Raw genomic sequence first — 14947 nt, forward strand, 5'->3', positions numbered from 1 at the left:
GAAGTATTTTGATTGAAAGTTGAAAGATTTGATAAAGATTTGATTGAAAAGATTTGATTGAAAAGATTTGATTGAAAAAGACTAGGAATAGAAATATCATTTCATTTCCTGTTTTGCCGCCGCTTTTTCCAGCGCCGTAATGCCCGGCAGTTCGACACCCGACAAATATTCAATGCAAGCGCCGCCACCGGTGCTGATGTGAGAGAATTGTCCTTCGATTCCGAGCCGGTTCACTTCCGCGGAAATGTGTCCGCCGCCGATAATTGAGAATTTGGACCGGGTTCCGGCACGGATAATTTCATGCGTCCCGATTGCGAAATCCGGGTTTTCGGAAACGCCGGCCGGGCCGTTTAAGATGACGGTTCCTGCGTTTTCAATTTCATTTGTGTATGCGACAATCGTTTCCAAACCAATGTCGTTGGCTGGATGCTCGCTCTTCCCCATTTCTTTAAGGGACGCTTCCACCCGCTTTCCATTCACATTGAGCGCGACATCCGCCGGATACTTAATTTTTTTGCCGTACTTGTCCAAAAGATCTTTCGCGATTGGAATTTGATTTTCGTATCCGAGTTTGGCAATTAAATCCATATTCGCCTTTCCGATTTTGTAACCTGCCGCCGCCAAAACGACATTACCGACAACACCGCTGAATAAAACAGAGTCCGCACTGCCGGTTGACAAAACGTTTTGCGCGACATGAAGCGAATCGTCCACTTTAGAGCCGCCCAGCGCATAAACACACGGGCGTTCGCCATTGAGACCGCGCTCCAAATTGACAATTTCGGACTCCATTATCCGGCCGGCGCCGCTTGGAATTTCTTCCGTAAAACCGACCACCGACAAATGCGAACGGTGAGACACCGCAAACGCGTCATTTAAAAAGAAATCCACGTAGGGTAATAATTTTTGAACAAAATAAGAATGCGTGTGTTCCTTGGGACTGCGTTCCAAAGATTCCTCCGAAAAAAAGCGTACATTTTCAAGCAAAATCACGTCACCCGGAACCATGGCGGAAATACAGGAGCGGGCATAAGACCCGAAAAGATCATCGACATACCGGACTTCTTTGCCGAGATGTTTGGATAAGATTTCCGCATGCGGTTTTGTTGTCGTAAAGTCCGATTTTCCGGGACGGCTTTGGTGCGCAAGAACAATCACTTTCGCGTCTTTTAAATCCAGAATTGTTTTGACGTGACTTCGAATGCGGGCGTCATCCAAAACTTTTCCTTCCGGACTCATCGGCGCATTAAAATCCACGCGCAAAAGAACTGTTTTTCCGGAAACATCAAAATCGTCAATCGTCAAAAATTTCTTTGTCAATTTAAATCTCCTCTGCCCTTTCATCCAAGATTTTATTGTTTTTAATCATTTTGCAATGTTCTTTTCTATTCAGGTTCCAACATTTATAATCTTATTTGAACCACAATCATCATTGAATTTTGAAAAATTGGTTTTTTGAAAAATTGCTCATTTTCTTTTTTAACCATTTCATTTTTCTTTATTAATTATTTCATATTACTCCGCCAACCGTCCGTATGTTCCCAATATTTTCAGCCGGTCAGAATGGCTTTTTGCTTCTTCGACCGCTTTTGAAACGTGTTCATCGGAGGTACTTCCCTCAAAATCAATATAAAAGCAATAGTCGCCAAGTTCTTTTTTCGACGGTCGGGATTCAATGCGCGTCAGATTTATGTCATTCTTAAAAAACGCACCCAAAATATGATACAAAGCCCCGGGCTTATCATTTTTCAAATAGGAAATAACCGATGTTTTCAGATACAGATGACCGGTTTCATCTTTTTTAAATTCGTTTTCACTCACATATTTAAAAACAGGATTAGAAAGACAATCCGACGGAGAAAATGATTGAAAATCCGGTTGGAAACCCGATTGAGAATCTTGTTTTTTATAAATCAAAACAAACCGTGTCCGGTTATTTTTTTGAGACCCGATTCCAGACTCTAAGACATTGAGACCATACCTTTTCCCGGCATCGGCCGACGCAATTGCTGCCGCGTGGAAATCCTTGGACGCAAGAAGCGCCGCTTTGGATGTGCTTTCCGTTTCAATGATCCGCGCATTTTTGAGACGACCTCTTAAAAACGGGCGGCATTGGTAAATTCCTTGCGGGTGGGAATACACCGCAGTGATTTCATCCATCGAATCGGAAAGCGAAAGCAGGCAATGGTCAATCCGAAGGATAATTTCCGTCGCGATGCAGGCTTCTTTTTCATTCAAAAGATCCATGCTGATGCCGACCGCACCTTCAATAGAATTCTCCAACGGAATGACGGCAAAATCCGGTCCGGTTTTTTCCCACAAACTCAAAACCGTACTTTCAATATCTGAAAAATAAACCATTTCATTGTCCGCTTCTTTTTCCAAGACTTTGGAAAAGAAAAATAAAGCCGCTTTTTCGGAATAAGAACCGGCCGGGCCCAAGACAGAAATTTTCATAGATTTTCCCACACGGACATGATCAAAAAAATAAATTTTTAAAAATATGAAAAAGATTGAAAAATTTGAAAAATTGAGATTTTGAAAAGATTGGATTGAAAAATTTGAAACAAATTTGAAAAACCATAAAAGTCAGACCGTAAAAATCAGGAAGGGATGGCTCAGAGATTGAGCACATCCGACATATCGTAAACAACTCCTTTCTTTTGCGCGCAAACCCATTTGGCTGCCATAACCGCGCCGCCAACAAAGATTTCGCGGGTGTGGGCTTGATGGCGGATTTCAATCCGTTCGGAATTGCCGACAAACATCACGGTGTGGTCTCCGACAATATCGCCACCGCGAACCGCATGAATTCCGATTTCCTTGCCGCGCGGACAGACGCCTTCCCGTCCGAATACCAACTCTTTGCCGCCGAGCGCTTGGCTGATGACATCGGCCGCGGTCATTGCAGTTCCGCTGGGCGCGTCCTTCTTTTGGTTGTGGTGCGCTTCAATAATTTCAATGTCATAATCGCCTAAATAGCCGGCCGCTTCTTTTAAAAGTTTAAAAAATACGTTAACCCCGATGGAATAATTCGAAGAGATGACGGCTGCGACATTATTTTTGGAAATTTCCGAGACAATGTTGGTTTTTTGTTCAGCGGAAAGACCGGTTGTCCCGATAATTAAATTCACGCCGACCGATGCCGCCGCTGGCGCATTGATTGCGGTCGCTGCCGCAATCGTAAAGTCAATAATGACATCCGTTTTGGATTCTTTTAAAACGGCGGCCAAATTTTTCGGGTCCGACACAGGAACCCCCAATTTTCCAACCCGGATGAATTCACCGATATCGGTGCCGATGTTGGCCACATCAAACGCGGCGGACAAGCAAATGCCGTCGGTTGCCATAATTTTTTGAATGATTAAAGAGCCCATCCGGCCGCAAGCCCCAATCACCGCGGCACGCACTTCCGTTGCGACCATTTTAAATCACTCCGGCCTTTTTGAGTTCATTTTTCAGAATTTCCAAATTTGCGGGCATCATGTCGACAAGCGGCAAACGGAGTGGTCCTGCGGCATGACCGGAGAGGCGGGCAGCGGTTTTAATCGGAACCGGATTGGTTTCAATAAATAAAGATTTCATGAGCGGTGCCAATTCATAGTGAATTTTCACCGCTTCGCTAAGATTTCCTTTTTGGTAGGCAGCAACCATTTGAGACATTTTTTGCGGCAGAATGTTTGCGATGACGGAAATCACACCGGTCGCGCCAATGGACATGAGCGGTAAAGTCGCGACATCGTCACCGGATAATAAAATAAAATCATCGTCTTTGGTTTTGTGAAGGATTTCGGTGGCTTTTCCCATATCTCCGGTCGCTTCTTTGATTCCGATAATATTCTCATGTTTCGCCAAATCGGCAATGGTAAAAACTGCCATGTCAACACCGGTGCGGGACGGGACGTTGTAGAGAATTATCGGAATATCGACACTGTTTGCGATTTTTTCAAAATGGGCTTTTAAACCATTTTGAGTCGGTTTGTTGTAATAAGGTGTAATGATTAAAGCGGCAGCAGCTCCGGCGTCTTGGGCGTGTTTTGTAAAAATGATGGCTTCTTCCGTGCTGTTGGAGCCGGTTCCCGCAATGACCGGAACTTTGGAGGATTCAATCGCGATGTCCACCACTTTCATGTGCTCTTCCGCGGTCATGGTTGCGGACTCGCCGGTTGTTCCGCACGGGACAATCGCGCTGACGCCGCCTTTGATGACGAATTCGATATTTCGTCTTAACCCTTCGACATCAATTTGATTGTTGCTTGTAAACGGCGTAATGAGCGCCGGGATCACGCCTTGAAATCTTTGATTCATTTTTAAACCCACCTGCAAACGATTTTAATTTAAATTCGATTTTTAAAAACCCTATATAAACCTGACATTTCGTTTTTTTAAAAATTGGTCAGGATGTAATTAAAATTATTGCTTAAAACTTGAAAAAATAAGGAATCCCTCCAAAAAATGAAAAATGAAAAGAAAGAAAACAAACAAAAACAAACAAAAACAAACAAAAACAAACAAAATCAAGCGGAATTGAACAAAAATCAGTGGAATTGAATATTTATAAAGGAAAAATAAAGAAATAATCAAAAAATAAAAAAAAGTAAAAAGAGTTTAAGGGAGTTTTAAGAGAGTTTTAAGAGTTTTTAAAAGAGTTTTTAAAAGAGTTTTTAAAATAGTTTTAAAAGATTTTAAAAAAAAGATTTAAAAATTAAGTGAAAATTCCAAAAAGTTAATTTTGAAATTAAAAAAATTATTTAAATAATAATATTTTTGTTTATTTCATATTTATAATTTTAAGATTTCTCACGAGAATGTTCTCATTTTTAGAAATTATAAACGAAACATTAAAATCATATTTTCTCCAATATACAAAGAGAATGTAAAATTAAAATACCTTAGTGATATTTTTGGATACAGGATAAAACATCGCAAAGTGTTTATAATATAACTCATAATGGTGGGTTTTTATCAAAGATGCCCAACCGGCATGACGTTGAAAATTTTACATTGTCTTTATAAAATCCGTTTAAAAAAGCGGTCAAAAAACAAAAAACAAAATGAGCGGGAATTTCTAAGGTTGCCTATTTGAGGAACTTTATGCTTGACCGGGGATATTTTTGGAGGCTATATATAAATGAAATCATGTCTTATTGATACGATTTTTCTTTCCGATAAGAGAAAAAACTTACTTCTCCTCCTTCTTGAGGGTCCGCAGACATCGGATGAGATCAAGGATAAGTTAAATGTCAATTGGGGTGCGATGATTCCTCAAATTAAAAAGCTGGAAGAATGGGATTTAATCACAAACAAAGACCGTGTCTATTATTTAACAGACATGGGCCGTGCCATTGCGAACAATTCCAAGCGGTTACTCAATATTCTGTGCGTTTACGAACACAATCACAAATATTTGGCAACCCACGATTTATCGGGAATTCCACCCCACCTGTTGGACCGCATCGGTGAACTCGGTCCGTGCAAATTGCTTGAATCGGATTTAGCGCATGTTTTTGACGCAAATGACGATGTCGTCGACGCGATGATTGACGCGACGTTTTGTGTGACGCCGTCTAACTTTTTCCAGCCGCAATACAACAAAATGTACAACACCATGCTTAAAAACGGGTGCGACATCGGCCTGATTTATTCCCAATCCGTTTACGAAAGAATCGTCTCGGAATATGTCTACGATGGAAAAGCCGAATTGGACGAAGTCCGGTTCTTGGACTGGAAAAAAGTCAAGTTCTTTGTCATTCCGGACGGTTTGGAAATTACGGAAATTACCGTGACCAACAACATTGTTCTTTTAGGATTATTTGACAGTGACGGCCGCTTTGACTCACGATATATTCTCAGTACCGGTGAACGTTCCAGAAACTGGGGACTTGAGCTGTACGAATATTTCAGCCGCAATGCCAAAAGAATCGAGACGGATGTCAAAGATTAAAAAAATAAAAAAAATAACGGGTTGTGACAAAATGTCGCAACTCCTTTTTGGATCCTTTTTTTCTAATTTTATTGATTGCTATGTATTTATTGCAGATTTCGCTATTTTTGTTTTATTGCATTTTATTGCAGGATTATTCTTCTCCGCAACTCTCGCCGGCCATTATTTTTTTGCATTTTTCCAAATCTTCCGCCGTGTTGACATTCATTGCCAGGCGCGGGTCATCAATAATATAATTGTAATCGGGCTGTTCGTTGTAAATGTCCGACGCGTCTAAAATATTGATTCCGGTCGGGACAATCAGTTTCGTGTTTTTATGAAAAACGGTATCCGGACGAATCCCAATTTTTTTGCACAGCGCAATCGGAACATAAACAGAGAGAGCCGGCTCATCACATTCGTTGTATTTTTCAATGACTTTGTCGATAATGTCGGATTCGACCAGCGGAATGTCGCACATGACAACCATCACCGGTCCCTTGATTTTAGCGTCGATGATGGATGCAATCATGTCTTGGACATAATTGCCTTCCGATGCGAAAATGACAGAAATGTCATCATAATTCTGCTCGATTAATTCTTTTGTTTTAGGTGTCGCGCTTGTGACCGATACAAAAATCCGGTCGATTTCCCGAGCGCCTGACAACGCACGGATGATGTAGGAAATGAGTGGATTTCCATTTAAATCAATGCATGATTTTTCCACTCGTCCGAGACGCTGGGCAAGACCGCCGGCCATAATTAAAGCATCCACGACAGACCACCTCCCAAAATCCAAATCGAAATCGAGATTGTACAAATTGCGGCGGCGCGCCCGATTTCATTGGCAGCGCCGATTCCGTCCCCGTTAAGGCCGGAAAAATGTTTGTTGCTGGTTCTTAAAATAAAACCGGCAACCAACGTTGTGACGAAAACGGCCAAAATTCCCAAAATCCCTAACAATCCCACTGAAACCAACAGTGAAAACACAATTCCGATTGCAAAATTTCGGGAGCTCCCGCCCTTAATGGTCATGGATCCCAGTCCTTCCGAAAAGGATTTTCCAAAAGTTGCGATGGTCAACATAGATTGTTTTGCCAAAATTTCGGCAACCCACACGGAAAATCCCATGACCAACGCAACCGATACGGCGGAAAATATTTCCAAACCGACATGTGCCGATAAAGATGAAAGAAGAATCGATAAAAATCCAAACCATAAAAATCCGTTTGCCATGCTGCCCGTCATGCCGATTGCCATCATATTTCCAAAAACATCTGCCCCGGATTCCAAAGCAAGAAGAGATGCATAAAGGAAAAGAAGAGAGAAGACGGTAAACGCAACGCCGCCGATTCCAAGTGCCATATCTTTAAGCGCTTTTCGTTTCTTTTCGAGAGAACCGTGAGCTGTCATTCCATCACCCATATCAGCAATTCCATCTAAATGATTAAACCACGTGAGTCCGTAAATCGCAAACATGATGAAAAGAATGGTCACCGGAGACGGCAAAAATAATTCAAAAATAAAAGCGCCCAGTCCGATTAGAATTCCCAAAAGCGCGCCGACGACCGGATACAAATAAAGACGGTTCATCAACTCCTCAATGCCCTCCATCGTGATTCCGACCGGAAGGACGGACAAGAATCCAAAACCGGCTTTAAGCGCCGACCAAAGTGTCATTTTTTCGCCCCCGGTTTTTGAGATGAAGCCGGAGCGGATTGGGTTAAAGACAATTTCTTTTCAGCCGATTTCTTTCCAACCGGTTTTTTTTCAGCTGATTTCTTTCCAACCGATTTTTTTTCAGCCGATTTCTTTTCGTTTTCAAATTCAAACATGGCACGGGAATACATGTTGGCCGACACCCCTCCCAAGAGGCCGCCGATAACGTCGTCCATAAACGGGCCGAGTGTTTTTAAAATGCCGGGCTTATTTTTGTCAAACCGGACGAATTCAAACCGGCCTTTGCTTCCGGCAATATAATCGGCAACGGCATCTCCTAAAATTTCGTCGGCGATAATAAACGACAAATCTTTTTCAAAAGATTCGCGGCTAACACCGGGAAGTTCCCCGGCCTCTCCTTCTTGTTCCAGCAAAACGCCCGCGTAAATCAACATTTGAAGATTTGGGTCTCCAATCGCGAAATAAAATTCCCGCTCAAAAACAGCTTTGGCTTTGTCCGTCGTTTCAATTCCCGGATGCGGCACATAAAATTCCATCGCCGTGTCCAGCAAATCCACATAACGGATTCCTCGCTTTTCAAGAATCTGCAGAATAGTTTTCGACGACTCCGTCTCAATTGCAGCGGGTTGATTCTTTTTAAACCCGTCGTCAATGTTGGATCGTTTCATCTTGTCCACCTTTTTTACAAAAATCATAAAATAAATCAATAAATAAAATTAAATAAATCAATAAAATAAATAAAAAACAATACTTAGAGCAATAATCCATACAAGAGATAAATCATATAAATAATCACGCAACAAACCACTCCGGAGAAGAGGGAAGTGACCAGAATCAAAACGGAGGCCCGGTCAATGTCTCGAATCACCGGTTCTCGATATTGTTTTCCAATCACATACATGTTCGGCTTTTCAAACCGGACATGCAAAGACCCGGAAGCCGCCGACATCGGCCATCCGGAATTCGGAGACGGCGTTACTTTGTGGTCCGAGACCGCCAGTGAAAACCCGTCTTTTGCATACATTTTTTCCATATCTTGTCCAACCGCGAAATTGGACAAAACGGATCCGGCCGCAATAAAAAGCGGGGACAAACGGGCGGGAATCCAGTTGAGAACATCATCAAAGCGGGCGGAAAACCAGCCGACATGAATGTATTTTTCGGTTTTGTAGCCGACCATGGAGTCTAGCGTACTTGTTGCCTTAAAAACGTAGGCGGCAACCAATCCGAAAGGCCCGAAAAATGTGAAAAACAAAAGCGGTGATAAAATGGCGTCCACAAAGTTTTCCGAAACGGATTCCAGTATTGCCGACATGATTTGGCTTTTGGTTAGATGGGATGTATCGCGACCGACATAGGTTTTAAGTTCGTCGCGGACAACGTCCAAATCTTCCAGTTTTAATTTTTCTTTCATTTCCTTTGCCGGCGACACCATGCACTTAATGGCAAATGTCGCTTTTAAAAACCAAGCTTGGATGATGACACTCACAAAAAACGGCATAAAGTCCAAATGGGAAAACCACACGACAACAAAAGCGACTGTTCCCGAAAAAATCATTGTGGAAAGTCCCAAAAGAATACCGTACAATTTTTGATGGTTTTTAGGGATTCTGCTTTTGAAAAACTGAATCACTTTTCCAATCCAAACCACCGGATGGATTTTTTCAGGCGGCTCGCCGAGAACCAAATCAATGAGCACCGCCAGCAACAAAATACAAATTAATTCTTCAAACGAATAGGAAAACATGCCGGAAAAAAGGGCGGAAATTTCCGAAAATGCTGCCGAAATTGAATCTGAAAATATAACGAATTCCCCTGTCCATTCATATTTACGATAATAAACCAATAACGAAAATTGCAATATAATTATGAATAAAAATTATGAATAATTTAAAAGCCGGAGATGTGTATTTTTTTTCCGGTTATGTTTTAGACATTCTCATCCTGTATTTTTTTTCCGATTATGTTTTAGACATTCCCATCCTGTATTTTTTTCCGATTATGTTTTAGACATTCCCATCCTGTATTTTTTTCCGGTTATGTTTTAGACATTCCCATCCTATATTTTTCCGTCTTTTATTTTCCGGCAATAAGAAAGAACAGAATCGTCATCTTTTTCTTCCAGAATCGGAAGGATGATTTCCTGCCATTCTTTTTGGAGCAATTTGTCCGTCTCTTCGTCTTCCATCAGCCCGTCCAATAATTTTTCCACCACCGATGTGATATGCGGGATGTAGCAGTCGGTACAGCTCCATATTTTTGCGTTGCGTTTGGAACTGTGAACGTATGTTCCGCCGGTCCGCTCGTCTTTGCACGGATAAAACGGGCAGTAGCAAAAGGTGCAATCTTGTCCTTCAAAGTGGCACGGGTAGTATTCACACGTTTCTCGCTCATTTTTCCGCCCTCCCGTCCGTTCACCGGTTTTGTGCGTTTTGAGCGTGTTTTGAAGTTCATTTTCGGCAAACTCTTTGGCCCATTCATCAAAAACTTTGGACACCGTTTGAATGAACCGAATGTTTTCTTCCCGGGTCCGGACAGCGATTCGGATAAAATCGGTGCCCAGTCCTTTAAATGAAATACAATCCCGAATGAGAATACCGTGGCGGGCAAACCGTTCGACCATTTCCGAAGAAGTGAGCGTCCTTTTTCGGATATCGATGAGCAGGAAATTGGTTGTGGCAACGCCGGGCTCAAATCCCCAAACTTTGGACAACTCTTCTTTGAGATAATTGGCTTCCGTCAAAATCATTTTTCGGGATTTCGTTAAGTATTCGGAATGAACGCCGCCTTTCATGGACAAGAATGCGGCGCCGGTTTTTTCTTGAAGCGGACTCAAATTCCAAGATAATCGCGCCCGGTTGAGCGCGTCTGCGACGTTTTTGGACGCGACGCCAAACCCGAGCCGGATGCCCGGAAGCGCGAAACATTTGGTCAGCGACCGCATGACAAAAACAAAATTGTTTTCGGCCGCGATGTCGGCCAAACTTTGGTCCGGGTCGGATAATTCAATAAAAGCTTCGTCCATGAAAAGAACGGTTTGCGCCCGCGCGCATTTTTCCGCCAATCGGAGCAGATCTTCCCGTTTTCGAAGAACAGCGGTCGGGTTGTTCGGATTGCAAATGAAAATAATTTTCGCTTCCCGGAGTTGTTCTTCCGTGAGTGTATACACGGATTCCGTCGGCACATAAATAATTTCCGCATTTTGGAGGCGGCATTGAATTTCGTATTCCCCAAAAGTCGGGTAGGGGATAATGACTTTGTCGCCGTCATTTAAGACACATTGGCAAAACAGACGGATGATTTCGGTGGACCCGTTTCCCGGAATTATGTTGTCGGCGGCAACATTTTTTTGATTTAAAAATGAAGCGGCGGCGCACCTGAATTCCAAGTAGCGGTTGTCCGGATAGTTGACAGACTCTTGCAAAGCTTCCGCTGCCAGTTGGGCGTAATCAGAAAGACCGGCTTGCCGTTCAAACGGCGTCCCGTACGGGTTGAGGTTAGCGGAAAAATCCAAAATATCACGTTCCGGAATGTTGTATTTTTCCGAACTTTCTTTGATGAGCCCGCCATGGAGACAGCCCTTTAAATTCTGAATATTTTCTTTGAGCGGGTTGGATGCTTTTTGCGTCACGGATTATCCCCGAAATATAGCGTTTAAACCTATATTAATCTGTTCGTGTTTGGTTGATTTTCTGTTCATTTTAATTGTTTTATTAATAGCCGCCATTGAAAATATTTGTTTTTTTAGTCCATTCTACTTTACATTTCGTTTTGGAAAAGGATAATAGATATTTTGAATAAATATTTCAATTCATATCTGAAAAGATAACAATAGAGATTTTATTTTTTTGAGCGACATGCATGCTCATCGTGGCAGCTAATTTTAAAAGATTTTACAAAAAAATTCGGGTGAGTTTTTTGCAATCTTCTTTCAATTTCAATTTCACTTTTTTTCCAAGCAACCCCATCCGATTCAAGCAGATGCGGGAACGTATCTGATTGAATCGGATTTTAATTATAAATAGATATTTTGTAGGAAAATGCAGCAGCAAAACAGTAAACAACCGCAGCAACTGCAAAACAGTATATACAGCAGATAAAAAATGAAACTAAACTTTCGGCGACCGGAGGGAGCATTTGCGAAGCGATTTAGAAAAAGATTGTCCCCCCGCCATTGAAAAATTCGCAACCGAAGGGAGCGAATTTTTGATTGTAAACCTTTTTATTGTTCCTCCACTCTTTTTAGATTCATGTCCGAAATTTCCAAAGAGTATTCTGAATTGGTCACCCGTCTTTTGCCGCACCGGGAAAACCCGTTTTTGGCAATTATTTCGGATATAGACGGCACTTTAACGGAAGATGACCGTAGCCTTTCTCCGCCGGCCTTTCAGGCCGTTTTGGATTACGCCAAAAAAATACCCATTATTCTGGCATCGGGAAACACACTTTGTTTTACCCGGACCGTGTCCAAAGTTCTTCGGACCAACGCGCCGGTCATTGCCGAAAACGGCGGAATCGTTTTGCCGGAATACGATGGGACTCCGATCGTCAACGATTCTTTTTTGCCGGAAATGAATCAGGCAATTATGGTTTTAAAGGAGCATTTCGAATTTGAGATTTTTGACTCTTACGATCGAAAGACCGACATCGCTTTTTCAAAAACGCTGGATGTGGAAAAAGCCAGGAACCTCATTTCCGGTTCCGGTTTTTCTGAAATATCCATTGTGGATGCCAAGTACGCCATTCATTTGGTCGGAAAAAAAGTCAACAAGGGAACCGCACTTTCCCAAGTCGCGGAAATTCTCGGGATTTCCCCAAAAAACTTTGTCGCAATTGGTGATTCCGCCAACGATATTGAAATGTTTCATGAAGCCGGATTATCTTTTGCGGTCGGAAACGCGCCGGATTTTGTCAAAAAAGAGGCCGACATCGTTTTAGAGGAAAAGTTCGGCGCAGGCTTTGCACAAGCACTTTTGTCTTTGGACAAAGCCGGCGCGCTAAAATTAAAAAAATAACCGATTTTTACGTTCATTTTTTGTTTTTTTGTTTTTTTGTTTTTTCGTTTATTTTTTTTTGTTTTTCATTTATTGTTTTTTCGCTTGATTGTTTGATTTTTACTCTTTTTAGAACGTGGTCATCATCATGCCGACCGGAATCATGAACATGAAAAAGGCCAAAACGACAATAGCTGCGACAAGGATGGGGAACAAAATAAAGACCAAAACTTCCCATAACTTTGCTTCCGCAAACGGAATTTCGCCTTTGTTCATCTTTTCAGCTTGCGTGTAGGCGTCATAAAGACCGTAAATCTGAATGGCAAGACCCGGGAAAATTAAGAAACAATATCCGATGGGAACCGCAATGGCAAATGCCATTCCGCGCCAGAATTGTCCGTTGTAAACCTGACCAAGACCGGGCCAGAAGAAAGACAAAATCAAGGACAAGAACGGAATTTTCTCGCCGGCAGGTTTTTGGTTTTGATTTTGACCTTTGTTTTGATTTTTGTTTTGCGAAGATGTATTTGAACCGGTGGTACTTTCCGTATTTTTGCTTTCGGATTGGGTATCGGATGAGCCGGATGAAACGGACGATCCGGACGTTTGGGGTTCATAGACGAGTTCCGCGTCCGCTGCCGGCGGGGCGGTCGTTGATGCGGCCGGTTCATCAGATTTCGGCGGCTGCGGCGGAACGCCGTAAGGTGTTTTTTTGAGCGGGATTCCGCAATTTGTACAGATGACAGCATCGGATTTTTCAATTTTGTTGCCGCAATTCGGACAGTAATTATAAGTCATAATATCTCCTGTTTCACTTTTTAAATAATTCATTCTTATGTCGATAAAATTGGATAATTTTGATATGTTTTTTGTTTCCTTTGTTTTTTGTTTGTTTCGTTTTTTTATTTGTTTCGTTTTTTTATTTGTTTCATTCTTTTATTTGTTTCGTTTTTTTCATGAACCCGTTTTCATTCATTTTAAATCAGCGGAGAGTCATTTAATATATGTACAGCCTTTTGAATATAAATTTAATTATGATGAAAATTGGTGATAAATGATGCCGAATGAAACCATTCAAACAATTTGTTCCCGAAAAAGCATTCGAAAATATTTGCCGGATCCGGTTCCCAAAGAAATGATTGAGACAATTTTGGAATGCGCCCGCTTCGCGCCATCAGGCCTCAACAATCAACCGTGGCGCTACATTGTGATTGAGCAAAAAAACACAAAAATTTCTTTGTCCAAACTGACACATTACTCCGAAATTATGTTATCCGCCCCCGTTTTGATTGCCGGATTTTTGGACACCGCCGCATCATATCACCGTGAAAAAGATATTGCCGCTATGGGTGCCAGCCTTGAAAATATTTTACTTGCGGCACATTCTTTGGGTCTTGGTGCGGTTTGGCTGGGCGAAATTCTCAAAAACAAAGATCAAGTCGCAAAAATTCTGAATGCACCGGACAATTTTGAATTAATTGCCGTGATTGCGATTGGATTTTTTGAATCCGGCCCCATGGTGTCTGGTGAGCGAACCGATCGGAAAAATTTGGATGAGATCATATTTTGGGAAAAATATCCGAAAAATTGAAAAATAAAAAATCGGTCCTTGTTTTTGTTGAAAAAATTAAATTCGAGTCACGGTTTTTGTTGAAAAATTAAAGAATTTGCCGCCATAACGCGCGTATGCCGGCTGCTCAAAAAAAAATGAAATAAAAAAATGAAATAAAAAGGAGTTGAAAAACGAAAATTAAAAGATGAATCCTTTAAGTCTCGTTTTTTCAGTTTAGATATTTAAGTTTCAGTAGTCTTTTTTAGTCTTGTTTAGTCCTTTTCGCATTTAGTCTTCTCTTTTGCTTAAGTATTTTCCAAGCATGAAGATGGCGGTTTTGTCGTCGCCGCAGAACTGAAGCGCTTCCACAATCGCTTGTGTTTGAGATTCTTCCTCAATCTGTTCGGTCACATACCATTGCAGGAAAATCTGGGTCGCATAGTCTTTTTCTTTAATGGCGAGATCGGTGAGTTTGTTGATGTAGTCCGTCACCATTTTTTCATGTTCATAAGCCTGTTTGAAGAAATCCAAAAGTGTTTTTCCTTTAATAGCCGGCTTCTCAACCGCAGCCAATTCCACCGTTTCGCATTGGTCATGAACATAATTGTAAATCTTCATGGCGTGCTCGATTTCCTCTTCGGCCTGTTCCTTTAACCAGTGAGCATAGCCGACACGATTCATTTCGGTACATTTGGAAGCCATGCCCAAATAAAGATAGGCAGCATAGAATTCACGGTTGATCTGGTCATTTAATTCTTTTAATACGGTTTTTTTTAACATATTTTACCCTCCTGCAAA

The 14947-nt window shown here is 41.7% G+C and carries 14 protein-coding genes; 3 read left to right on the forward strand and 11 right to left on the reverse strand.

What is annotated here, in order from left to right:
- Positions 1-96: 96 nt before the first annotated feature.
- The 4 genes from MsAm2_RS06030 to dapA form a co-directional block, all read right to left on the reverse strand.
- Complete coding sequence (locus MsAm2_RS06030) at positions 97-1344, reverse strand: phosphoglycerate kinase (protein ID WP_420846961.1); 1248 nt, start codon at positions 1342-1344, stop codon at positions 97-99.
- A 171-nt stretch (positions 1345-1515) separates the two neighbouring features.
- Positions 1516-2457, reverse strand: coding sequence for a prephenate dehydratase (gene pheA / locus MsAm2_RS06035; RefSeq protein WP_338097362.1), 942 nt, complete (start codon positions 2455-2457; stop codon positions 1516-1518).
- A 161-nt stretch (positions 2458-2618) separates the two neighbouring features.
- Positions 2619-3425 carry a 4-hydroxy-tetrahydrodipicolinate reductase gene (gene dapB, locus MsAm2_RS06040; RefSeq protein ID WP_338097363.1) on the reverse strand — a complete coding sequence of 269 codons (807 nt, stop codon included), beginning with the start codon at positions 3423-3425 and terminating at the stop codon, positions 2619-2621.
- A 1-nt stretch (position 3426) separates the two neighbouring features.
- Positions 3427-4308: a 4-hydroxy-tetrahydrodipicolinate synthase gene (dapA, locus tag MsAm2_RS06045; protein WP_338097364.1), complete on the reverse strand. Its 882-nt coding sequence runs from the start codon at positions 4306-4308 to the stop codon at positions 3427-3429.
- 823 nt (positions 4309-5131) lie between these two features.
- Here dapA and MsAm2_RS06050 point away from each other — a divergent pair.
- The gene (locus tag MsAm2_RS06050; protein WP_338097365.1) at positions 5132-5944 is read left to right on the forward strand and encodes a helix-turn-helix transcriptional regulator; all 813 of its coding nucleotides are present in this window, start codon (positions 5132-5134) and stop codon (positions 5942-5944) included.
- 133 nt (positions 5945-6077) lie between these two features.
- On the opposite strand, the gene MsAm2_RS06055 is transcribed toward MsAm2_RS06050, so the two are convergent.
- The 5 genes from MsAm2_RS06055 to MsAm2_RS06075 all read right to left on the reverse strand — a co-directional run bounded on the left by MsAm2_RS06055 (position 6078) and on the right by MsAm2_RS06075 (position 11234).
- Complete coding sequence (locus tag MsAm2_RS06055) at positions 6078-6698, reverse strand: NTP transferase domain-containing protein (protein ID WP_338097366.1); 621 nt, start codon at positions 6696-6698, stop codon at positions 6078-6080.
- A complete protein-coding gene (locus MsAm2_RS06060) occupies positions 6686-7603 on the reverse strand; it encodes an adenosylcobinamide-GDP ribazoletransferase (RefSeq protein ID WP_338097367.1) in 918 nt (305 codons plus the stop codon). The genes MsAm2_RS06055 and MsAm2_RS06060 overlap by 13 nt, the downstream gene beginning before the upstream one ends.
- Positions 7600-8271, reverse strand: coding sequence for an alpha-ribazole phosphatase CobZ (cobZ, locus tag MsAm2_RS06065; protein WP_338097368.1), 672 nt, complete (start codon positions 8269-8271; stop codon positions 7600-7602). Before cobZ ends, MsAm2_RS06060 begins: the two co-directional genes overlap by 4 nt.
- 83 nt (positions 8272-8354) lie before the next feature.
- Positions 8355-9449 (reverse strand): cobalamin biosynthesis protein, encoded by a 1095-nt coding sequence (locus MsAm2_RS06070; RefSeq protein WP_338097369.1) that lies wholly within the window; start codon positions 9447-9449, stop codon positions 8355-8357.
- Positions 9450-9662: 213 nt separating this feature from the next.
- Positions 9663-11234, reverse strand: coding sequence for an aminotransferase class I/II-fold pyridoxal phosphate-dependent enzyme (locus tag MsAm2_RS06075; protein WP_338097371.1), 1572 nt, complete (start codon positions 11232-11234; stop codon positions 9663-9665).
- Between the two features lie 619 nt (positions 11235-11853).
- Between MsAm2_RS06075 and MsAm2_RS06080 the strand changes: the two genes are divergently transcribed.
- Positions 11854-12618 (forward strand): phosphoglycolate phosphatase, encoded by a 765-nt coding sequence (locus MsAm2_RS06080; protein ID WP_338097372.1) that lies wholly within the window; start codon positions 11854-11856, stop codon positions 12616-12618.
- 108 nt (positions 12619-12726) lie between these two features.
- Here MsAm2_RS06080 and MsAm2_RS06085 read toward each other — a convergent pair whose 3' ends face one another.
- On the reverse strand, positions 12727-13395 hold the full coding sequence (locus MsAm2_RS06085) for a zinc-ribbon domain-containing protein (protein ID WP_338097373.1): 669 nt from the start codon (positions 13393-13395) through the stop codon (positions 12727-12729).
- Between the two features lie 256 nt (positions 13396-13651).
- Between MsAm2_RS06085 and MsAm2_RS06090 the strand changes: the two genes are divergently transcribed.
- On the forward strand, positions 13652-14188 hold the full coding sequence (locus MsAm2_RS06090; protein ID WP_338097374.1) for a nitroreductase family protein: 537 nt from the start codon (positions 13652-13654) through the stop codon (positions 14186-14188).
- Positions 14189-14437: 249 nt separating this feature from the next.
- Here the strand turns inward: MsAm2_RS06090 and MsAm2_RS06095 are convergent, their stop codons facing one another.
- Complete coding sequence (locus MsAm2_RS06095) at positions 14438-14929, reverse strand: ferritin (RefSeq protein ID WP_338097375.1); 492 nt, start codon at positions 14927-14929, stop codon at positions 14438-14440.
- Positions 14930-14947: the final 18 nt, after the last annotated feature.

Source organism: Methanolapillus ohkumae, assembly GCF_032594355.1.
Classification (GTDB): domain Archaea; phylum Halobacteriota; class Methanosarcinia; order Methanosarcinales; family Methanosarcinaceae; genus Methanolapillus; species Methanolapillus ohkumae.

Excerpts from the sequence above, each read along its gene's own strand:
- MsAm2_RS06050 (WP_338097365.1), top strand. The coding sequence starts at position 5,132 with ATGAAATCATGTCTTATTGATACGATTTTTCTTTCCGATAAGAGAAAA.
- MsAm2_RS06030 (WP_420846961.1), bottom strand. The coding sequence starts at position 1,344 with ATGAAAGGGCAGAGGAGATTTAAATTGACAAAGAAATTTTTGACGATT.
- MsAm2_RS06080 (WP_338097372.1), top strand. The coding sequence starts at position 11,854 with ATGTCCGAAATTTCCAAAGAGTATTCTGAATTGGTCACCCGTCTTTTG.
- dapA (WP_338097364.1), bottom strand. The coding sequence starts at position 4,308 with ATGAATCAAAGATTTCAAGGCGTGATCCCGGCGCTCATTACGCCGTTT.
- MsAm2_RS06085 (WP_338097373.1), bottom strand. The coding sequence starts at position 13,395 with ATGACTTATAATTACTGTCCGAATTGCGGCAACAAAATTGAAAAATCC.
- MsAm2_RS06090 (WP_338097374.1), top strand. The coding sequence starts at position 13,652 with ATGATGCCGAATGAAACCATTCAAACAATTTGTTCCCGAAAAAGCATT.
- dapB (WP_338097363.1), bottom strand. The coding sequence starts at position 3,425 with ATGGTCGCAACGGAAGTGCGTGCCGCGGTGATTGGGGCTTGCGGCCGG.
- pheA (WP_338097362.1), bottom strand. The coding sequence starts at position 2,457 with ATGAAAATTTCTGTCTTGGGCCCGGCCGGTTCTTATTCCGAAAAAGCG.
- cobZ (WP_338097368.1), bottom strand. The coding sequence starts at position 8,271 with ATGAAACGATCCAACATTGACGACGGGTTTAAAAAGAATCAACCCGCT.
- MsAm2_RS06095 (WP_338097375.1), bottom strand. The coding sequence starts at position 14,929 with ATGTTAAAAAAAACCGTATTAAAAGAATTAAATGACCAGATCAACCGT.
- MsAm2_RS06060 (WP_338097367.1), bottom strand. The coding sequence starts at position 7,603 with ATGACACTTTGGTCGGCGCTTAAAGCCGGTTTTGGATTCTTGTCCGTC.